We start from the raw sequence: 22507 nt of genomic DNA on the forward strand, positions 1-22507 counted from the left end.
AATTTTTTTTGTCATGAAATTAAAAAATAAAAAAAATAAAATTCGTTTAAAAATAAATCGAAAAAATTATAATTATAACAATGGTGTGATTAACATAACTAATCAAGGTTATGCTTTTGTAAAAATAGAAAAAAATAATAAAACCATTTTTATTCCTAAAAACAAAGTTAATAGATCTTTAGAAGGAGATATAGTAAAAATAAGGTTTAAAAAAAATATTAATAAAGTAAAAATAAAAGGGGAAGTAATAAAAATATTAAAAAGAAAAACAAAAAAATTTATTGGTATTTTAAAAATAAATTCTAACAATAATTTTTCCAATTATATTGATCCGTCTAATCGTGTCAAATCTTATAAAAATTTTATTGTCTGTAATAAAATTATTATTAATATACCTAGTATAAAATCAAATAAATATAAACATAATGACAAAGTTTTGGTAAAAATAATTTCTTGGCCCCAAAATGTTCAATTTCCTATAGGAAAAATTTTAAAAGTATTTGGGAAAATTGGTGAATACAAAACTGAACTCTATTCTTTACTAAATGAATATAAAATTTCTTATAAATTTTCTAAAAAAATAAAAGATGAAGCAAAGAAAATATTTTCAAAAGGAATTTTTAATTCTAAATCTATATTAGAATATAGAAAAGATATGAGAAATATTAATACATTTACTATAGATCCAAAAAATGCAAAAGATTTTGATGATGCAATTTCTATTAGAGAAATTCGTGATAAAATTTGGGAAATAGGTGTCCATATATCTGATGTCACTCATTTTATTAAAGAAGATAGTGAATTAGATAGAGAAGCTTATATAAGAAATACATCAATATATTTATCAGAGAAGGTAATACCTATGTTACCTAATTTATTATCTAATGAACTTTGTTCTTTAAAACCTAAAAAAGATAAATTAGGTTTTTCTGTAATATTTAATATGAATGAAAAAGGAGAAGTATTAAAAAGTTGGATTGGAAAAACAATTATAAGATCTAATAAAAAATTTTCATATGATGAAGTACAAAGAATAATAAATGAAAAAAAAGGATCTTTTTATAAAGAAATTAATACTTTATTTTTTTTATCTAAAATTTTAATTAAAAATAGATTGAATAATGGATCTATTTTTTTAGATAGAATTGAAGTGAAATTTCAATTAGATCATAAAAAAAATCCAATATCTATAATTTTAGAAAAAAATAATGAAGCTCATTCTATAATAGAAGAGTTCATGTTATTAACTAATAAAAAAATATCAGAATTTGTTAGTTTAAAATCAAATGGAATAATAAAAAAACCTTATATATACAGAATTCATGATAAGCCAGATTATGAAAAAATATTTTTTTTAAAAAAAATTATACAACCTCTAGGTTATTTTTTAGATTTAAAAAATATTAAAAATTCTATTAATTATTTATTAAAAAAAATAAAAGGTAAACCTGAACAAAATATGATTGAAAATTTGATTTTACGATCTATGAACAAAGCTAAATATTCAACAAAAAATATTGGACATTATGGATTATCTTTTATTCATTATACTCATTTTACTTCTCCAATTAGAAGATATTCTGATATGATAGCACATCGATTACTAAATTATTATTTAGTAAATAATTATAAAAAAATAAAATCTATAGATTTTTACGAAAAACAATCACAATATTGTAGTTATAAAGAACGTATAGTTATAGATGTTGAAAGAGATTTTCTAAAATATATACAAATAAAATTCTTAACAAATTTTTTAGGACAAGAATTTGATGGAATTATAACTGGATTTACAGAGTGGGGAGTTTATATTGATTTAATATCATTTCAAACAGAAGGTTTAATAAAATTTCGTGATATTGAAGAAGATAACTATACTTTAGATTCCAATGGATATAGTATTATTGGAAAAAATAATAAAAAATCTTATTTATTAGGTGATAAAGTTAAAGTTAAATTAATAAATATAGATATAGAAAAAAAAAGAATTATTTTAAATTGGATTAAAAAATAATAAAATATTTTTTAGTCTATCCTTACAGATGGAGGAACAAATAAAGTATAATCACCCCCATTTTTTATAATACTTCTTACAAAAAAAGAACTAATATGTGATTTTTCATAAGAAGATAATAAAAAAATTGTTTCAATATCATATTGTTTTTCCAAAATTTTATTTATAAAAAACATATTTTTTTCGAATTCGAAATCAATTTGATTTCGAATTCCCCTCAATAAAAATTTTATTTTTCTTTTTTTACAAAAAGATATAGTTAATCCTTTAAAGGAATCTATTTCTATTTTAGAAAAAATTTTCTTTTCCGAAAAAGAATCACGTATCCATTTTTTTCTTTTTTTTACAGAAAACATATTTTTTTTACTTGAATTATTTCCAATAGCTATAATTACTTTATCAAATAAATTTAAAGACCTAATTACAATATCACAATGTCCTAAAGTTATTGGATCAAAAGTTCCTGGAAATACAGCTATCTTTTTTGTTAATATTTTCATTATTTCGTAATATATTGTATCAAATTTAAACTGAAAAAATTAGTAAGCGTAATAAAATTTTTAAAAAAAAAATAAATTTTAAATATCTTAATAAAAAATTAGTTAACTAATAACATTTAAAATACGAATATAAATGATGTACAAAATTAGATAGGAATTTGGTAAGATTATGCAATTCTCTATTGATCAATATACTTAATAAAATATATAATCAGATCATAACTAAATTTATATAAATATTGATAATTTAATTGGATTTATATTATTATTTAATAGATAAAAAAATTTTTACTAATTTTGATTTAAATTTTTTATGTAAAAATTTATAAATAAAGGTATTCCTATAAAAATTGATGTAAAAAAACAAATGTAGTTTTCTTATATAAAAAATCATGTTTTTATGGTATAAAAATTAAATAAATTTAAAAAAAATGATAATAACCAAGAATCAATTTGTTTGTAAAAACTATCTAATCAATCATAATACATAATATGATTGATCTATAAATATAAATTTTATCACGTGTAATAATATAAATAATTAATTTTTACATACGTGAATAAAAAAAATTCAAAACAAAATTATTATTTTCGTTTATTCATTATTTATTTTTGGATTTTATTTTTTCTAATTATAAGTAGTATATTTTTAATTATTTTTTCTGCATCTAAAGGATATTTAGGAGACCTACCAAGTTCTGAAGAAATAGATAATCCAAATATAGAAATTGGATCAAAAATATATGATTCTAATGGAAAATTTTTAGGTAAATTTTGTTCTGATAATAGAACTTTAATAAGTTATAGAGAATTACCTAAAAACTTAATTAACGCTTTATTGGCAAAAGAAGATATACGTTTTAGAGAACATTCTGGAATTGATGGAAAATCTATTCTTAGAGCAATTCTTTCTTTTGGAAAAAAAGGAGGGGGTAGTACTATATCCCAGCAATTAGCTAAACTTCTTTTTACTGGAACATCCGCAAAAAATAAAATTGAAAGAATTCATCAAAAAATTTTAGAATGGATAATGGCTATTGAATTAGAAAAACGTTATACTAAAGAAGAACTTATTACAATGTATTGTAATAAATTCGATTTTTTATATAATGCAAAAGGAATTAGTACAGCTGCTCTTACATATTTTGATAAAAAAATTTCAGAACTCAATTTAGGAGAATGTGCAATATTAATAGGTATGCTAGAAAATCCATCTTTATATAATCCAAAGAGTTATCCTGATAGAGCAAAAAAACAAAGAAATCTAGTATTACATCAAATGAAAAAATATAAATTCTTAAATAAAAATCAATATAATTCTGAATCAAAAAAACCTATTAAAATTAAATTTAATATGCGAAAAAATGATTCAGAATTATTCACCTATTATAAAGAATTTTTAAAAAAAGAAGTTCAAGATTTATTAGATGAATATAAAGAAAAAACAGGAATAAAATTAAATATTTCTGATGGACTTAAAATATATATATCTATCAATTCTAAAATGCAGGATTTTGCAGAAAAATCTGTAAAAAAACATTTAAAAAAATTACAATTATTATTTGATTCTATGCAGAAAAATAATATAAACGCTCCATTTTCAAATATTTCTATAAAAAAAACACAAAGAATATTAATTTCTGCAATGAAACAAACTAATTTTTATAAAGAATTAAAACAAAAAGGATTTTCAGAAAAAAAAATTTTTCAAAAATTTCAAGAAATAAAACCAATTGAACTATTCACTTGGAATGGAACAAAAAAAGTAAAAATTTCCCCATGGGATTTTCTTCGTTATAAAAAAAGTATTATACAGGCAGGACTTATTTCAGTTGAATCATCTACAGGATATATTAAAGCATGGGTAGGCGGTGTCGATTTTAATCATTTTCAATATGATCATGTTGCTCAAACTCAAAGACAAGTTGGATCGATATTTAAACCCATTTTATATGCAGCGGCGATTAGTAAATTTCATTATACTCCTTGTACAAAAATTTCTAACGAAAAATTTCAATTAGGGGATTGGTACCCAAGAAATTATAATGGTAAATATGGAGGATTTATAACATTAAAAGATGGATTAGCTTATTCCATAAATACTGTATCTGCTCGTTTAATATCACAAATCACTCCAAAACCAGTAATTGATTTAGCAAAAAAAATGGGGGTAACATCTTTTATCCCAGAACATCCATCAATTTCATTAGGATCTGCAGATATAACTTTATATGAAATGACTGGAGTCTTCAATACATTTGCTAATTATGGAAATTACGTAAAACCTACTATTTTATTAAAAGTAAAAGATAAAAATGGAAATATTATTAATAAAGATTTTTTTCAAAGAAGAGTATTAAATGAGGAAATATCCTATATAATGTTAGATTTAATGCAAGGAGTAGTAAAATATGGAACTGCAAAAAGAATAAGACAAAAATATAATATTGAAGGAAATATTGCAGGAAAAACTGGAACAACAAACGATAATTCCGATGGATGGTTCATTGGAATAATTCCTAATTTAACAACTGGAATTTGGGTAGGATGGGAAAATAGATTTTCTCATTTTGATAATATAAAATTAGGACAAGGAGCAACTATGGCATTACCAATATGGGCATATTATACAAAATATTTATATAATGATGTTAATCTTATTTATGATTATAGAATTATTTTTAAAAAATCTAAAAATTATCAATTTAATTGGAAAAAATGTGAAATTAATAGTGATGAGGACAATTATAAATTTTTAGAACAAGAAGAATTTAATACAAAAAAATATGAAAATAAAAAAGAAATTATAGAAAATGTAGAATCTTCAGAAAATAAAAAAAAAAATATTGAATTAAATGAAAAAATAAACCGTTATGATGAAGAATAAAAAAATAATAAATTGTGGATAATTAAGATCAATAAACATCTTTTAAATATCTTTTATTTTTTTTCATTTTACTAATAAATGATTCTGGATTTTCTTTTCCTAAATTTTCTACAATACGATAAATTATTTTTTCAACATTTATACTCATTGGAGTTTTTTTTCCGCATATATATATATATGCTCCATTTTTTATCCAATAAAAAAATTCCTTTCTATTTTCCCATATTTTATCTTGTATATAAATTTTGTTTTTTTGATCTCTAGAAAATGCCAGATGAACATGGTATAATAATCCATTTTTTTTCCAATTTTCTATCTCTGATTTATATAAAAAATCTCTAGAATAATATTGATTTCCAAAAAATAACCAATTTTTCCCTGATGCATTTATTGACTCTCTTTCATATAAGAATGCTCTAAAAGGAGCAATTCCAGTCCCAGGACCTATAAGAATAATATCCTTATCAGGATCAGGTAACTTAAAAAAATTATTTTTATAAATAAAAAAATTAATCTTATCTCCCTTTTTCAATTTAGACAAAAAATTTGAACAATAACCATACTTAATCTTATCATTATATTTATATTTATTTAATAATACAGTTATATGTATTTTATCGACATGTTTTTTTAAAGAAGAAGATATTGAATATAATCTAGGTTTTATAGGATTCATAATTTCTATAAAATTTTCTATAAAAAATTTTTCTTTATTTAAAGAATAAAAATTTTTTATAATAGTAAAAATATCTAATTGATCTAAATTTTTTATTCCAAATGTTATACTTTTATTTTTTAAATATTTTATAGGTATATTGTATATATCCTTATTTTTTAACTTATGAAAAATATCAAAATTTTTTTTAATATTTAAATTAAGTAATTTCATTATTTTATTAATAATATTTGAATCATTTTCAGGATAAATACCGATAGCATCTCCTGGAGAATATTGAATATTTTTTGGAATTAAAATCTCGATATGATATACATTTTTATTTTTATTATTATTCAGTAATATATTTTTATCTATTATACCTAGATTTTCTTTTTTTTTTATGTTAAAATTTAATTTTTTACTTTTATGATTTTTTTCTCTAAAAAAATTAATAATATTATTAATCCATTTTTCTGATTCTTTTTTATAAAAAACATCACATTTTTGTATTTTCAATATTCTATCACCTCCTATTAATTTTAAACGTTGGTCTATATCATCTCCAGCTTTACAGAAAGTATCATATGATTTATCCCCCAAAGCTAAAACACTATATTTTAAATTTTTTATACGAATATTTTTATTATGAATAAAATTAAAAAAATCTTTTCCTGAATTAGGAGGTTCTCCATTTCCATGAGTACTAATCACTATTAATAAATAAGATTCTTTTTCTAGATTAAATAAACAATAGTCTTCAAGATTTAATAATTTAATTTTTAATTTTTCTTCATTAATTTTTTTATAAATATTTAATGCTAAATTCTTTGCATTTCCAGTTTCACTAGAATAAACTAATGTAATAACATCGTTATTTTCTTTATTTATAAATTCCTTTTCTTCTATAAGTTTAGATATAATTCCTGAAATATATCCATTAATCCACATAATTTCTTTCAAAGAAGATTTTTTTATTAAATCAGATAATATCTTCATACTCATATTAGACAACATAAAATAAATATATTTTTATTATAAATTAAAATTAAAACAAATTATCAACTGATATATATCTTTCTCCAGTATCGTAATTTATTGTTAAAATTGTTGATTTTTTAGGAAATTTACTTAAATTTTTATCTATAGCCGCTATAGATGCTCCTGTAGATATTCCAACTAATAATCCTTCTTTTTTTGCCATTTTTCTAACACAATTAAATGCTTCATCTTTAGATATTAAAAAAGTTCCATTCAATAATTTTCTATTTAAAATAGTTGGAATAAATCCAGCTCCTATTCCTTGTAATTCATGAGGATTTGAAATCCCCCCAAATATAACTGGGGATTCCATAGGTTCTACAGAAAAAATTTTTATGTTAGGAAACATTTTTTTTAAAATATTTCCTATACCTGTTATATGACCTCCAGTTCCCACTCCAGTTATAAAATAATCTATTCCATCAGGAAAAGATTTTACAATTTCTTTTCCTGTAGTTTTTTCATGGATAATTATATTTGATTTATTTTCAAATTGACTTGGCATCCATGAATTAGGTATTGTATTTACTAATTCATTAGCTTTTTCTATGGCTCCTTTCATTCCTTTCTCTTTAGAAGTAAGCACAAATTTTGATCCAAAAACAGAAAATAATTTTCTTCTTTCATGACTCATTGACTCCGGCATGACTAAAATTAAACGATATCCTTTGACTGAAGCTACTATAGACAATCCTACCCCTGTGTTTCCAGATGTAGGTTCTATAATAATATCCCCTTTATTAAGCAATCCTTTTTTTTCTGCATCATTTACCATGGATAACGCTATTCTATCTTTTATACTACCTCCTGGATTATTTCGTTCTAATTTAATCCAAATATTATGTTTTGGATACAATCGTTTAAGACGAAGATGCGGAGTGTTTCCAATAGAATCTAGGATATTATCTATTTTCATTATATTATCAATTATTTTTATATTGTAAAATTAATAGGATCAGGAAAATAATTATTATTTCTCATTTTTATTTCACTTTTTTGATAAACTATAGAATATGGAGGAATACTTCTTGTAATCCATACATTTCCACCTAATATGCTATCATGACCTATAATTGTATTTCCTCCAAGTATAGTTGCCCCAGCATAAATAGTTACTTTATCTTCAATAGTAGGATGACGTTTTAAATTAGATAATTTTTTATCAACATAAATTGCACCCAAGGTTACACCTTGATATATTTTCACTTTATTTCCTATTTTAGTACTGGAACCTATTACTATTCCTGTTCCATGATCTATAGAAAATTCTTGACCTATACTTGCAGAAGCATGAATATCTATCCCAGTTTTACTATGAGCATATTCTGTTATCAATCTTGGAATGATTGGAATTTTTTGATTCCAAAATTCATGAGCCATTCTATATAAAGCAATAGCGAAAAATCCAGGATAAGTTAAAAAAATTTCTTCAATTGATGTTGCTGCTGGATCTGATTTTAATATTGCATAAGCATCTACTAATAATAGTTTATAAATATTTGGGATTTCTTTAAAAAAAATTTCAGAATATTTCTTTGATTTCTTTTCTGAAAAATCTAACTCTATTAAAATAGAATACAATATTTTGTATAAATTTCTATAGTTTTCTGTAAAAATGAATTCATTATATAATAATGATGAATCGGGTGTAAATAATATATGAAATAATTTATCTACAAAAAATTTTGATTTAATTTTATCAGGAAACTTTTTTTTCCTTTTTTTATTTTTCTCAAAAAGAGTTTTAGAAAAATCTAAATTATTAATCATAAATAAAGATAGATGCTAATAGATTAAAAAAGAAGAATTAATAAATTATCATTACTAATATAAATAAGATTTTATTAAATTTATAAAAATATTATAATAAAACATAAAAAAATTTAAATTTTAAGATGAAAATAAAAGTTACTAATCCTATTGTTGAAATGGATGGTGATGAAATGGCAAGAATTATATGGAAATATATAAAAAAATATTTTATTTATCCATATTTAGATATCAAAATTATTTATTTTGATCTAGGATTAAAAAATAGAAATTATACTAATGACCAAGTTACAATTGATGCAGCTAAAGCTATAAAAAAATATAATGTAGGAGTGAAATGTGCAACAATAACTCCAGATAAAAAAAGAATGAAGGAATTTAATCTAAAAAAAATGTGGAAATCTCCAAATGGAACAATAAGAAATATAATAAATGGAACAATTTTTAGAGAACCTATAATTATAAATAATTTTCCTAAAAAAATTAAAAATTGGAAATATCCTATATGTATTGCTAGACATGCTTATGCAGATCAATATGATTCTGTTGATTTTTCTATAAAAAATAAAGGTACTTTATACCTTCATTTTATTCCAGATAATTTAAATAAAAATAATGAAAAAAAAATTCAAATTCATCATTTTTCATCTCCTGGAATTGCAATGGGAATGTATAATACGGAAAAATCTATATATAATTTTGCTCTTTCTTGTTTTAATTATTCTATATATAAAAAGTATTCTCTTTTTTTATCTACAAAAAATACAATTCTTAAGTATTACGATGGTAAATATGTTGATATTTTTAAAAAATTATATAAATCAAAATTTGAATCAAAATTTAAAAAATTAAATATAAAATATGAACATTATTTAATAGATGACATGATATCAAAAGTTATTAAATCAAATGGAGGTTTTATATGGGCATGTAAAAATTACGATGGAGATGTACAGTCTGATTGTATTGCTCAAGGATTTGGTTCCCTAGGCATGATGACTTCTATTTTATTGACTGCAGACGGAAAAACATTTGAATCTGAAGCTGCTCATGGAACTATAACTAGACATTATAAAAAATATAAGAAAGGAATTATTACATCAACAAATCCAATAGCGTTACTATTTGCATGGACAAAGGCATTAAAACATAGAGCTTATTTAGATAATAATGATGATTTAAGACTTTTTTCAGAAAAAATTGAAAAATCATGTAAAACATTTGTAGAAGAAGGAAATGTAACTAAAGATTTATTATTATCAATGAATAATTTAAATATAAATAAATATTTAGATACAGAATCTTTTATTAAGGATTTTAAAAAATTTTTAGAAAAAAAATTAAAAATTTAATTATTCATTTTTTAATAATAATTCATTTATAATTTCTATTTTTTTTATTTTTCCTATAAAATTTTCTTTAAATTTTGACACAAAAAATATTTTTTTAGGTTTTAAATACTTTTTTTTAAAAAAAAATTCTGGTATTTTTATAATAAAAAAACTTCCTTCAATGACTAATATTATTTTTTCACCAAAAAAATCATCTGGAATAGATGATATAAAAAATCTTCTTTTTTTAATAAAAGGTTCAATTTTTTTCTCTAATAATTCAGGTATAATTTTAATTCCTCCTGTATTAATAATATTATCATATCTTCCGATTACATTAAAACTATTTTTAGATTGTAATTTAACAATGTCATTTGTTTGAAAAAAGATATTATTCATTTCTGGAAAAATTATTTTTAGACAATTTCTTTTATCTACATCAATTACTACATCATTTAAAGATTTAAAATAATTATCTTTATTAGATCCATTAATTTTTTTAAACGCTATATGTCCATAAGTTTCTGTTAATCCATATACATCATAACAATTTGAAATAATATTTTGTAATTTACACTTGATTATATCTTTTATTTTAGATCCTCCAATAAGAATGTTTTTTATATTATTTAAGTATTTTATACTAAAAAAACTTTGAATAGGTGCCATTGATGTAATATCAAATGTATAATTTTTAATTTTTTCTAATGGATTAGATGATGGATAAACACATAATATTTTCCAATTAAAAATCATGGCACGAACTAAAAACATTTTAGATGCTATAAAATTTGGAGATAAACATAACAATCCTTTTACATTATTTTTTTTATTTAGATTTAAATATTCAACGCTTTTTATAGCTCTATGAATCATATACTTTTTTTTTAAAAAAATCGTTTTTGGGTATCCTGTACTACCAGAAGTAACAACTTTTATAAAAGAATTATTATCTTTCCATTCATTTAAGAAATCAATAATTGATTTTATCCAATGACAATTAATTTTGGTTTCAAAAAAATTTTTTTTATCAGAAAAATCTATCCAAACATTTTTCAAATGATTTTTTTTCACAAAATTTTATAATTTTATTATTATACCATATGGATCCATTTTTTATTAAAAAAGTAGGAAACGAGTTATTTTTTTTATATAAATTAAAAGTATTTAATCCATGAAAATATGAATTATTTTTTTTATATTTATTAATCATTAAAAATGTCCATTGGGAAATGGCATTAATACCTATATTACTTTCTAATGATGAACTTATACACCATTTTATATTTCTTTTATTTGATTCAATAATCCATTCCTCAGATTCAATAAATCCTCCATTAATACTAGGTTTTAGTATAATATATTGAGGTTTTATAAAATCTAAAATCATAACTTTTTTTTTAATTTTATTACTCCATTTAATTCTTCATCTAATGCTATTGGTATCATTGATTTTTTACATATTTTTTTCATCTCTTTCCAATTTCCTTTTAAAATTGGTTGTTCTATATAGGAAATAGATTTTATTTTTATTAATTTTTCTATAAAAAAAATTGTGTCACGTAAATCGATAAAACATCCATTTGCATCTAATCTAATTTGTAAAAAAGGATATTTTTTATATATCATTGATAAAATATAATATTGAATATCAAATGATTTTTTATCTATTTTAATTTTCATAGATAAAAAACCATTTGATATTTTATTTTCTATATACCTACATATTTTTTTTTCATTAAAATTTTTATATTTTTTTAACCATATTAAATTATTTACTGGTATTCCAATTCTTCCTTTAGTAAAATTAGAATTATATAAAATAGGAAAATTTTTTTTTTTTAAAAAAAGAAATACTTGTTCAAAAGCAAACAATATAGACGGATTTAATATTTTTTTACGATAAAAGTTAAAATCTACTTTTTTACTAAAAAATAATTTTAATAAAAATAAAATATTATTTTCTATTTTATCTAAATCATTATTATTAGGATTTATTGTTAATAATGGATTACATTCACCAACCCCTATTATTTTTTCATTTCTTTTTAAAAGAATAATCCAAATTTGATTTACATAAAAATTTGTAATTGAATTATATATTCCATTTTTAAAAAAAAGTTTTTTTTTAATTAAATAAAACATAAAAATTTTTATTAAATTATTATAGATTCTTCACAATTCAATAAAATCAATTTTTTTTCTTTATTGTAAAATTCTTTTATTGATTTTTCTTTATTAATTTTAATATTTTCAAAAGTATCATAATGTACTCCTAAAATTTGATCACATTTTAATAAATCTGAGGCAATAATAGAATCATAAACATCCATGGTATATACTCCACCTATTGGTAATACAGATAAATTTAAATCTCCAAATTTTGGAATGAATTTCATTTCATATGTAATAGATGTATCTCCAGATATATAAATATTTCCTTCATTTGTATGTAATAAAAATCCTCCAGGATTCCCCCCATAACTTCCATCATTAAATGAACTAGAATGTAATGCAAATGTATATTTTATTTTTCCAAATGGAAAAGTAATAAAAGATCCATAATTAATTCCACATGAACTAATATTTTTTTTATTAAAATAATTAGATATTTCGTAATTAGATATAATCAACATATCAGGATTGTTTTTTGAAAAAAGTTCTACATCACATATATGATCATAATGAGCATGAGTAATCAACATATAATCTATTTTTGAATTAATATATTTATTTAATAACTGTTTATTAAATAAATTATTTTTAGATAAAAATGGATCTACTATAATTTTTATATTATTAATTTCTAATAATATTGTACTGTGAGATAAATAAGTTATCTTCATATATAATAAAATTTTTAATATCCTATATTTATTGCATGTATTAAAGTAATTAATATCATTTTCTTTAATTCTATTGATAATTTTTTTTTACTTTTAATTGGTAAAATTATATTATTAATATGTTTCAATAAAAAAATGGATATAAAAATCAATATTATCCATTGATATATATTTTTTTTATTTTTTATAAAAAAATAAAAATTTATACAAATAGATATAGATAGAATTAATGCCTGATATAATACAGCATATCTAATGTGAAAAAAATTTGCTATAGTTTTTTTTCCATGTAAAAAATCATTTTTTATATCTCTTATATTATTAATATTTAATACAGAAACATTTAATAATCCTACAGATAAAGATATCAAAATAATATCAATAGATGGAAATATGTAAGTATATAAAAAATAACTACTCGTAACAGGAACAATACCAAAAAAAATTAATACAGATAAATCTCCTAAACCTGTAATCCAACCATATGATATACCTATTGAATAAGATATAGATGAATATATACAAATTATTAATCCCAATAAATAAAAAATAAAATAAAATATACTCATATTTAATAATAGTGTTTTATATATTAGCAATAATCCGGATATAAACGATAATAATGAAAAAATATAAATAGATTTCTTTATTTCATTTTTAGTAAAAAATCTACGTTGAATTACATTTTTTGTCTTCTTATATGAAGAGCTATCAATTCCTTTTTTATAATCTCCATAATCATTAGATAAATTCGATAATATTTGTAAAAATATTGATGTTAATAAACATAATACATATGTAAATATATTTATTTTTTTATAAAAAAAATTGTTTTTAACATATAAATAACTCGAAGTTATTCCAGATATGGATAAAGGCAATGTATAACATCTAAAAGCATAAAGCCAATATTTTATTTTCATAAAAATTTAGTAAACTTTTTAAAGTTTGGATCTCTTTTTTCTAAAAATGCTTTTTTTCCTTCTTGAGATTCTTTCATTAAATAAAACATTAAAGTTGCGTCTCCAGCTAATTGCATTAAACCATGTTGACCATCCAATTCTGCGTTTAAACATCTTTTAATTAATCTTATAGACATTTGACTTCTTTTTTGTATTGTTTGACACCATTTTATGGTAAATTTTTCTAATTCATCTATTTTTACTACTTTATTAATCAAACCCATATCTAATGCTTCCTTCGCAGAATATTTTTTACATAAAAACCACATTTCTCTTGTTTTTTTTTGTCCAATATGACGAGCTAAATAAGAACTTCCAAATCCACCATCAAAAGAACCAACTTTTGGTCCTACTTGACTAAAGTAGGAATTTTCAGATGCAATAGTTAAATCGCATACAACATGTAATACATGACCCCCCCCTACCGAATATCCGTTTACCATTGCTATAACAGGTTTATGTAATTCTCTTATTTTTTTATAAAAATTTAAAATGTTTAATCTTGGGATACCATCTTCCCCCATATACCCTCCTAAACCTCTTTCATTTTGATCCCCACCTGAACAAAAATATTTTTTACCAACTCCTGTAATAATTAAAACATCAATATCCATTTTATTTTCACATATATTTACAGCATCTATCATTTCTTTTACTGTTTTTACACGAAATGCGTTACAAAATTTTGGACGATTAATTTCTATTTTAGAAATACCGTTCCAAAATAAAAAATTAATATCTTCATATTTTTTAATTGAAACCCAATTTATTATAGAATTCATAATTAAATAATTCAAAATTATTTTTTATTTTTATTAAAATAATAAAAAAATCTTTATATACATTATGTATCGAAATACGTTATCAATTATTATAGGATTGCTGATTAGTATATTCGAGATGATTTTTTTTATTTTTAAAGGAAAAAAATTTTTTATAGAAATCAAATTTATACCAATAAAAAATATTAATTTAATTTTTTCTAATTGTTCTAATAAATTTTTATTTATAATAATTATATTTTATACTATTAGTATTTTTTCTGGATCCATAATAACTTCTATGCTTGTTAAAAAAGCAAAAGAAGCTTATGGGATCTTAATAAGATATATATTAATTACAATAAGTATATTTTTTATTATATTTTATCCATTTCCATTATGGTTTAAAATCACATCATTTCCAATATTTTTAATATTATATAATATTATCGGATTAATTAACCAATTATTAATAAATAAGCGTAACCAAAAATATATCCAAAAAAAGCAATCCAACTAATATTTTTTAAATACCATATAAAATCTATTTTTTCTATTCCCATTGCAGCTACTCCTGACGCAGATCCTATTAGTAATAAACTTCCCCCAGTTCCAGATACATAAGCTATAAAATACCATAAATTATGATTAATTGAATAGTTAGAAAACATCGAAATAGTAGCAGCTACTAAAGGAACATTGTCTATAATAGAAGATATAAGACCTAATATAAATGTAGTAATTTTCCATGTATTAACAGAATTATTTATCCACATTGACAAATGATATAATAATCCTAATGATTCTAAAGAAGAAACAGATAATAATATTCCAAAAAAAAATAAAATACTAGACAAATCTAGTTTCTTAAAAATTTCTTCTATACGATTATTAAATTTTTTTTTGAAATTAATCGTACAAATCAAAAATAGGATTACAAGAGACAACATTATTCCCATGTATGGAGGTATTCCTATTATATTTTTATAAATAGGAACAAGTAGCATTAATACTAATCCTAATTTTAACATAAAAAAACCCATTTTAAGGTCATTTTTTGATAATTTTTTTTTTCTTAACTGAATAGATCCATTAAAAACTGAAAAATAAGAAATGATCAATGTTGAACTAACCATACATATTATAGATGGGATAAATACTTTTTTTATAAGAAACATTGTAGTAACTTTTTTAGATATCCATAACATAGTTGTTGTTATATCTCCGATTGGAGACCAAACCCCACCTGCATTTGCAGATATAATAACTAAACCAATATAATATAAACGTTCTTTATAGTTATAAATAGTCTTTTTTAGAAGAGAAATTAATACTATAGTTGCTGTTAAGTTATCTATTATTGCAGATAATAAAAAAGATGCAATACTTAATTTCCATAAAAAATTACGTTTTGTATTTGAAATAAATAATTCTTTTAAAGATTCAAATCCAAAAAATTCATCTATTATAGCTATAATAGACATAGCACCAATAAGAAAAAATAAAATTTCCGAAGTTTTTCCTAAATGAATTGATAGTAAATAATGGGGATTTTTTTTTACTAAAAAATTGTTTAACTCATAAACTGGTATATTAAAAAATATAATTATTGACCAACAAATAATAGACATTAGAATTGATGGAATAATCTTATTTATGGAAATAATATTTCCGAATGCAATAAATAAATATCCAAAAATAAATACTAAAATTACCATTTATTTATTAAATAATGGATTAATTAATTTCTCCCCATTTTGGATGATATGAATTTTTACCTAAATATTCTTCAATTCTCAATAATTCATTATATTTCGATGTTCGTTCTGAACGACATATAGATCCTGTTTTTATTTGTCCAATATTAAATGCTACACATAAATTTGATATAAAAGTATCTTCTGTTTCTCCAGATCTATGAGAAATTATATTTTTATATTTATTTGATTTTGCAAAATTTATTGTATCGATTGTTTCTGTTAATGTACCTACTTGATTTAATTTTATTAAAATAGAATTAGCAATTTTTTTTTCTATTCCTATTTTTAACTTATTTACTTGAGTAACAAATAAATCATCTCCAACTAATTGTATTTGATCTCCTATTTCATTTGTTAACATTTTCCAACCTTTCCAATCATTTTGATCCATACCATCTTCAATAGAAATAATAGGATATTTATTAACTAAAAACGATAAATATTGTACATGTTCCTCTCTAGATTTTATATAAGATGTTTCTGTTTTATTCTCAAATTTAGAATAATTATATTGATTATTTTCATAAAATTCTGATGCAGCACAATCTATTGCTATTCCAATATCATCATAAGGTTCATATCCTGAGGTATATATAGCATCTAATATATGATCTAAAACTAATTCCGATCCTTTAATATTAGGAGTAAAACCACCTTCATCTCCTAAACTAGTAGATAAACCTTTTTTATTAAAAATATATTTTAATTGATAAAAAATTTTATGAATAATTTGTAATGAATCTATTAAATTTTCCCCTTTAGTTGGTACTAACATAAATTCTTGAAAAGCAATAGATGCGTTAGAATGTTTTCCCCCATTTATTATATTTACTAACGGTATTGGTAATGAATGAGCATATAATCCACCTATATATTTATAAATAGGAATATTCAATTCAATAGCAGCTGCTTTTGCAGCTGCTATTGAAACAGCTAATATGGAATTAGCTCCTAATTTTTTTTTATTATTAGTACCATCAAGACTTAACATTAAGTTATCAATATTTATTTGATCTAATACAGATTTTCCTATTAATTCTGGAGAAATAATATTTACAATATTATATATAGACTTCATTACACTTTTTCCTAAAAAAAAATTATTATCTTTATCACGCAATTCAATTGCTTCATTTATTCCTTTAGACACACCTGATGGTATTGACGCTCTACCTATTACATTATTTTTTGTTATTAAATCTACTTCTACTGTAGGATTACCTCTAGAATCTAATATTTGTCTTGCTTTAATAGATTTTATATAAGTCATTTTTTTATTTTTTTCTTTTTACTTCTTCTTACACTTTTAAACTTCTTTTTAGTATGAAAAAAAGAAGTTGTATTAAAATCTACTAATTCAATAAATGAAATAGGAGATTGATCTCCATAACGAAATCCTACTTTTAATATTCTTGTATATCCACCTAAGCGTTCTCTTACTTTTTTAAATGAATCTTTAAATAATTCAAAAACTGCTTTTTTATCTCTTAAATAAGAAAATATAATTCTTCTAGAATGAACAGTATTAATTTTTGATTTAGTTATAATTGGTTCAATATATTTTCTTAATTCTTTTGCTTTTGCTAAACTTGTAAATATCCTTTTTTCTTTTATTAAAGAAGATGCCATATTAGATAAAATAGATTTTCTATGTCCGTATTTTCTACTTAATGGATTATTTTTTTTTCCATGATTCATAATTATAAATGATTTTAATTATTTTTTATTTTCATTTATTTTATATTCTGATGTCTTCATTCCAAATGATAAACCTTTTTCTTTCATTTTTATTTCTAATTCTTCTAAAGATTTTTTACCGAAATTTCTCATTTTTAACATAGAACTTCTATTACAATTTACTAATTCTTCTATAGTATTTATAGATGCTGATTTTAAACAATTTTTTGTACGTACAGATAGATCCATTTCAGTTAATTTAGATCTTAATAAAGCACGCATTTTTAAAAATTCTTCATTATATTTTCTTTTATTTTTTCCTATTTTTTCTTTATCTTTTTTATCTATTTTTTCTTTTGAAAATAAAGAAAAATATTGAATTAATATTTTGGATGCCTCCATTAATGCAGATTTTGGTGAAATAGATCCATCAGTTGTTATTTCTAATAATAAATTTTCAAAATCAGTTTTTTGTCCAACTCTACAATTTTCTATTGTATATTTTACATTTCTAATTGGAGTATAAATTGAATCAATTGGAATAGTTCCTATTAAAGAAGATTCAACATTACTATTTTTTTTATTTTCTTCTGCAGAAACATATCCTCTACCTTCTTCAATTGTAAAACTCATATTTAAAACAACAGATTCTTCTTTTTTACAAATAATTAGATCATGATTTAATATTTTAAATCCAGATATAAATTTATTTAAAACTTTTCCATCTATAATTTCATTTTGTTTTATTGAAACATTAACTATCTCTTTCTTAACATCTTGGATTATTCTTTTTAATCTAATTTTTTTGAAATTTAACACCATTTCTGTTACATCTTCAATAACTCCATCTATAGTAGAAAATTCATATTTTATTCCTTCAATTCGAATAGATGTAACGGCAAATCCTCTTAATGAACTTAATAAAACTCTTCTTAAAGAATTACCTAATGTAATTCCATAACCTGGTTCTAATGGTTTTAAATGAAAAACTCCTCTATAATCTGAAAACTCAGTAACCAAAATTTTATCTGGTTTAATGAAATCTAAAATAGTCATATTTTGATTTTACTGTTATTTTTTTTATAGTATTTTAAATATTATTATTTTGAATATAATTCTACAATTAGTTGTTCTTTTATATTTTCAGGTATTTGATTTCTACTTGGTATAGATTTAAATTCTCCACACATATTTTTTTCATCTAACATTAACCAATCAACTATATTATTCCCTTTTTTATTGGATAATGATTCTATTACCACTGGATGTTTTTTATTTTTTAATAAAATTTTATCTCCAGGTTTTAATCTAAATGAAGGAATATTAACTACACAATTATTTACTATGATATGTTTATGAGATATCAATTGACGAGAAGAAAACCTAGAAGGGGTAAAATTTAGTCTAAATACAATATTATCTAATCTACTTTCACAAAATTGCAATAATAATTCTCCTGTAACCCCTTTTTTTCTAGAAGCTTCAATAAATAATTTTTCAAAATGACGTTCTAATATACCATAAATATATTTTGCTTTTTGTTTTTCTAATAATTGAAAAAAATATTCCGATTTTTTTCCTCTTCTCCTATTAGTAACATAATTTATAGGTAAATGTTTTCTTCTATTAAAATACTTATCTTCTCCAAAAAGACTTTCCCCAAACCTTCTAGAAATTTTTGTTTTAGGACCTATATATCTAGCCATAAAATATTTTATATTTTTTTAAAATTAAACTCTTCTTCTTTTAGAAGGCCTACATCCATTATGTGGTAATGGTGTAATATCTTTAATCATAGTAATTATTAAACCAGAATTACTTAATGCTCTTATAGCCGCATCTCTTCCAGCTCCTGGTCCTTTTATTTTAACTTCTACTTTTTTTAATCCTGCATTTAATCCCTTTTTTGCTACATTTTCTGCTGTAATTTGTGCAGCGTATGGAGTATTTTTTTTAGATCCCTTAAAATTCATTTTTCCTGCAGAAGACCATGCAATTACTTCCCCCTTTTTATTTGTTAAAGATATTATAATATTATTAAAACTTGATTGTATATGAGCTTCTCCTATTGCATCAACTAATACTAATTTTTTTTTCTTGGAGGATTTATTATTCATATATTTATTTTATTTTGTAACCTTTTTTTTGTTTGCTACAGTTTTCTTTTTTCCTTTTTTAGTCCTACAATTATTTTTAGTTTTTTGTCCTCTTAATGGTAAACCTTTTCTATGTCTTATACCAATATAACTTTTTATGTCTATTAAACGTTTAATATTAAATTGTACTTCTGATCTTAATTCCCCCTCTATTTTTATATTATCAGATATATATTTACGTATTTTACTGATTTCCTCATCAGACCAATCTTTAACTTTTTTATTTTCATTTATATCCAAAAAATTTAATATTTTTTTTGATATATTTTTTCCAATACCATAAACGTATGTTAAACCTATTATACCTCTTTTAGAAAGAGGTAAATCTATTCCCGATATTCTTACAGACATAAAATTAATTATCCTTGTTTTTGTTTGAATTTTGGATTTTTTTTGTTTATAATTCGTAATCTACCTTTTCTAATTACAATTATACAATTATTAGTTCTTTTTTTTAAAGAAGCTTTTACTTTCATAATTACATATTATTTAATACCTATAAGTTATTCTTCCTCTTTCTAAATCATAAGAAGACATTTCTAATTTTACTTTATCTCCTGGAAGGATTTTTATATAATGCATCCTCATTTTTCCAGATATATGAGCTTTTATAATACAACCATTTTCCAATTTTACTCGAAACATTGCATTTGGAGATGATTCTATTATTACACCATCAACTTCAATATGCTTTTGTTTAGTCATTAAGAAACCTTAATTTCAAATTTATCATTATATAATATACACAAAATTTATAATTTATTATATTTGATTCCATGATTTTTCGTCATTAAATCATCATAATAATAATTTAATAAATAAATATTAACTTGCTGAGAAATATCTAATATAACACCTACAACTATTAGTAAAGATGTACCTCCGTAAAATAAAGAAAAATTTTGAGTTACTCCCATTCTAAAAACTAAAGATGGTAATATCGCTATGATAGAAAGTAATATTGCTCCTGGAATTGTTATGCATGATAAAATATGATCTATATATTTTATAGTATTTTTTCCTGGTTTAATTTTAGGTATATGACCTCCATTTCTCTTTAAGTCATCAGCTATTTGATTAACTGGAATAGTAATAGCTGTATAAAAAAAAGTAAAAATTATAACTAATATAGCAATAGTAAAATTATACCAAAATCCATATACATCTTGAAAAACTAAAAGAATTTTTTTTATTATAGGGTTTTCTATATAACTATAAAAAGTAATTGGAAGTAATATGATAGCTTGAGAAAATATTAATGGCATAACCCCAACAGCAGTCATTTTTAATGGTATATATTGATGTTTTTTATTAATTAATTGATTTTTATCCAAAAAAAAAGTTTTATAGTGGGATACATATTGAACTGGTATTTTTCTTATTGCCTGAATTATTATGATAGAAAATAAAATAACTAATATCCATAAAATTAATTCTAAAAATAATAATATTACTCCAATAAATCCTATATTTAATTTTGAAGAAATTTCCTTAGTTATTGCAATAGGAAAACGAGCTATAATTCCAGACATAATAATTATTGATATTCCATTTCCTATTCCTTTATCAGTTATTTTATCTCCTAACCACATAGTAAATAAAGTACCAGAAGTTAATACTATTACTCCTATAATCCAAAATATACTTCTTCCATAAGAAGTATTTATATCGAGTAAATATACAGAATTATAAAAAGAAGAAAATGGTATTAATTGTTTAGTTAAAGATATAAGATATAAAGGTGCTTGTATTAAACAGATACCAATAGTTAACCACCTGGTAATAAGATTTATATATCTTCTACCGCTTTCACCCTCTCTTTGTAATCTATGTAAATTTGGAATAATTATACACATTAATTGCATTATAATAGAAGATGAGATATATGGCATAATTCCTAAAGCTAGGATAGAAGCTCTATTAAAAGCACCTCCAGTAAAAGAGGATAAAATTTGTATTAATCCTTTAGATTTTGAGTTAAATTTTTCTATAAAATGATTAATTCCCAATGGATCAATTCCTGGGATTGGAATATATGCTCCAAAACGATATATTAATAATAAACTTAAAGTTATTATTATTTTTTTACGTAATTCTTTTAAAATCCATATTTTATGGATTCTTTTAAAAAAAATACTCATAGTAGA

23 protein-coding genes are annotated in these 22507 nt (G+C 21.6%); 3 read left to right on the forward strand and 20 right to left on the reverse strand.

Annotated elements, in window-relative coordinates; genetic code table 11:
• The first annotated feature begins 13 nt into the window (after nt 1-13).
• A complete protein-coding gene (rnr, locus tag H0H33_RS01650; protein ID WP_185877693.1) occupies nt 14-2014 on the forward strand; it encodes a ribonuclease R in 2001 nt (666 codons plus the stop codon).
• 11 nt (nt 2015-2025) lie between these two features.
• Here rnr and coaD read toward each other — a convergent pair whose 3' ends face one another.
• Complete coding sequence (gene coaD, locus H0H33_RS01655) at nt 2026-2514, reverse strand: pantetheine-phosphate adenylyltransferase (RefSeq protein WP_185877694.1); 489 nt, start codon at nt 2512-2514, stop codon at nt 2026-2028.
• Between the two features lie 556 nt (nt 2515-3070).
• On the opposite strand from coaD, the gene H0H33_RS01660 reads away from it, so the two are divergent.
• Entirely contained in the window at nt 3071-5401 is a 2331-nt protein-coding gene (locus tag H0H33_RS01660) for a transglycosylase domain-containing protein (protein ID WP_185877695.1), read from the forward strand.
• Between the two features lie 28 nt (nt 5402-5429).
• On the opposite strand, the gene H0H33_RS01665 is transcribed toward H0H33_RS01660, so the two are convergent.
• From H0H33_RS01665 to H0H33_RS01675, 3 genes are read right to left on the reverse strand one after another with little or no spacing between them, the layout of a single operon-like run.
• The gene (locus H0H33_RS01665) at nt 5430-7055 is read right to left on the reverse strand and encodes a diflavin oxidoreductase (protein ID WP_238785575.1); all 1626 of its coding nucleotides are present in this window, start codon (nt 7053-7055) and stop codon (nt 5430-5432) included.
• 49 nt (nt 7056-7104) lie between these two features.
• Entirely contained in the window at nt 7105-8013 is a 909-nt protein-coding gene (gene cysK, locus H0H33_RS01670) for a cysteine synthase A (RefSeq protein WP_185877697.1), read from the reverse strand.
• Between the two features lie 17 nt (nt 8014-8030).
• Nucleotides 8031-8867, reverse strand: coding sequence for a serine O-acetyltransferase (locus H0H33_RS01675; protein WP_202984897.1), 837 nt, complete (start codon nt 8865-8867; stop codon nt 8031-8033).
• A 125-nt stretch (nt 8868-8992) separates the two neighbouring features.
• On the opposite strand from H0H33_RS01675, the gene H0H33_RS01680 reads away from it, so the two are divergent.
• Nucleotides 8993-10219, forward strand: coding sequence for an NADP-dependent isocitrate dehydrogenase (locus H0H33_RS01680; protein WP_185877698.1), 1227 nt, complete (start codon nt 8993-8995; stop codon nt 10217-10219).
• Here H0H33_RS01680 and H0H33_RS01685 read toward each other — a convergent pair whose 3' ends face one another.
• The 16 genes from H0H33_RS01685 to secY form a co-directional block, all read right to left on the reverse strand.
• Nucleotides 10220-11272 carry an AMP-binding protein gene (locus H0H33_RS01685; protein WP_185877699.1) on the reverse strand — a complete coding sequence of 351 codons (1053 nt, stop codon included), beginning with the start codon at nt 11270-11272 and terminating at the stop codon, nt 10220-10222.
• The gene (locus H0H33_RS02915; RefSeq protein WP_238785576.1) at nt 11229-11588 is read right to left on the reverse strand and encodes a hypothetical protein; all 360 of its coding nucleotides are present in this window, start codon (nt 11586-11588) and stop codon (nt 11229-11231) included. The genes H0H33_RS01685 and H0H33_RS02915 overlap by 44 nt, the downstream gene beginning before the upstream one ends.
• Nucleotides 11585-12343, reverse strand: a complete 759-nt coding sequence (locus H0H33_RS01690; protein ID WP_238785578.1) for an enolase C-terminal domain-like protein — start codon at nt 12341-12343, stop codon at nt 11585-11587. Before H0H33_RS01690 ends, H0H33_RS02915 begins: the two co-directional genes overlap by 4 nt.
• Nucleotides 12344-12354: 11 nt before the next feature.
• Entirely contained in the window at nt 12355-13044 is a 690-nt protein-coding gene (locus tag H0H33_RS01695) for a metal-dependent hydrolase (RefSeq protein WP_185877700.1), read from the reverse strand.
• Nucleotides 13045-13058: 14 nt separating this feature from the next.
• Nucleotides 13059-13967, reverse strand: a complete 909-nt coding sequence (menA, locus tag H0H33_RS01700) for a 1,4-dihydroxy-2-naphthoate octaprenyltransferase (RefSeq protein ID WP_185877701.1) — start codon at nt 13965-13967, stop codon at nt 13059-13061.
• On the reverse strand, nt 13964-14788 hold the full coding sequence (menB, locus tag H0H33_RS01705) for a 1,4-dihydroxy-2-naphthoyl-CoA synthase (protein ID WP_185877702.1): 825 nt from the start codon (nt 14786-14788) through the stop codon (nt 13964-13966). Before menB ends, menA begins: the two co-directional genes overlap by 4 nt.
• Before the next feature lie 437 nt (nt 14789-15225).
• A complete protein-coding gene (locus H0H33_RS01710) occupies nt 15226-16485 on the reverse strand; it encodes an SLC13 family permease (RefSeq protein ID WP_185877703.1) in 1260 nt (419 codons plus the stop codon).
• A gap of 19 nt (nt 16486-16504) precedes the next feature.
• Entirely contained in the window at nt 16505-17797 is a 1293-nt protein-coding gene (eno, locus tag H0H33_RS01715) for a phosphopyruvate hydratase (RefSeq protein WP_185877704.1), read from the reverse strand.
• A complete protein-coding gene (gene rplQ, locus H0H33_RS01720; RefSeq protein ID WP_185877705.1) occupies nt 17794-18225 on the reverse strand; it encodes a 50S ribosomal protein L17 in 432 nt (143 codons plus the stop codon). Before rplQ ends, eno begins: the two co-directional genes overlap by 4 nt.
• An 18-nt stretch (nt 18226-18243) precedes the next feature.
• Nucleotides 18244-19260: a DNA-directed RNA polymerase subunit alpha gene (locus H0H33_RS01725; protein ID WP_185877706.1), complete on the reverse strand. Its 1017-nt coding sequence runs from the start codon at nt 19258-19260 to the stop codon at nt 18244-18246.
• Nucleotides 19261-19304: 44 nt separating this feature from the next.
• On the reverse strand, nt 19305-19910 hold the full coding sequence (gene rpsD, locus H0H33_RS01730) for a 30S ribosomal protein S4 (protein ID WP_185877707.1): 606 nt from the start codon (nt 19908-19910) through the stop codon (nt 19305-19307).
• Nucleotides 19911-19934: 24 nt separating this feature from the next.
• On the reverse strand, nt 19935-20321 hold the full coding sequence (gene rpsK / locus H0H33_RS01735; RefSeq protein ID WP_185877708.1) for a 30S ribosomal protein S11: 387 nt from the start codon (nt 20319-20321) through the stop codon (nt 19935-19937).
• Between the two features lie 9 nt (nt 20322-20330).
• Nucleotides 20331-20711: a 30S ribosomal protein S13 gene (gene rpsM / locus H0H33_RS01740; protein WP_185877709.1), complete on the reverse strand. Its 381-nt coding sequence runs from the start codon at nt 20709-20711 to the stop codon at nt 20331-20333.
• 8 nt (nt 20712-20719) lie between these two features.
• Nucleotides 20720-20836, reverse strand: coding sequence for a 50S ribosomal protein L36 (gene rpmJ, locus H0H33_RS01745; RefSeq protein WP_185877710.1), 117 nt, complete (start codon nt 20834-20836; stop codon nt 20720-20722).
• Between the two features lie 13 nt (nt 20837-20849).
• Complete coding sequence (gene infA / locus H0H33_RS01750; protein ID WP_185877711.1) at nt 20850-21065, reverse strand: translation initiation factor IF-1; 216 nt, start codon at nt 21063-21065, stop codon at nt 20850-20852.
• A gap of 47 nt (nt 21066-21112) precedes the next feature.
• Entirely contained in the window at nt 21113-22501 is a 1389-nt protein-coding gene (secY, locus tag H0H33_RS01755) for a preprotein translocase subunit SecY (protein WP_185877712.1), read from the reverse strand.
• Between the last annotated feature and the right edge of the window lie 6 nt (nt 22502-22507).

It is taken from the genome of Blattabacterium cuenoti (assembly GCF_014252415.1).
In the GTDB taxonomy this organism is placed as follows: Bacteria; Bacteroidota; Bacteroidia; order Flavobacteriales; family Blattabacteriaceae; genus Blattabacterium; species Blattabacterium cuenoti_Y.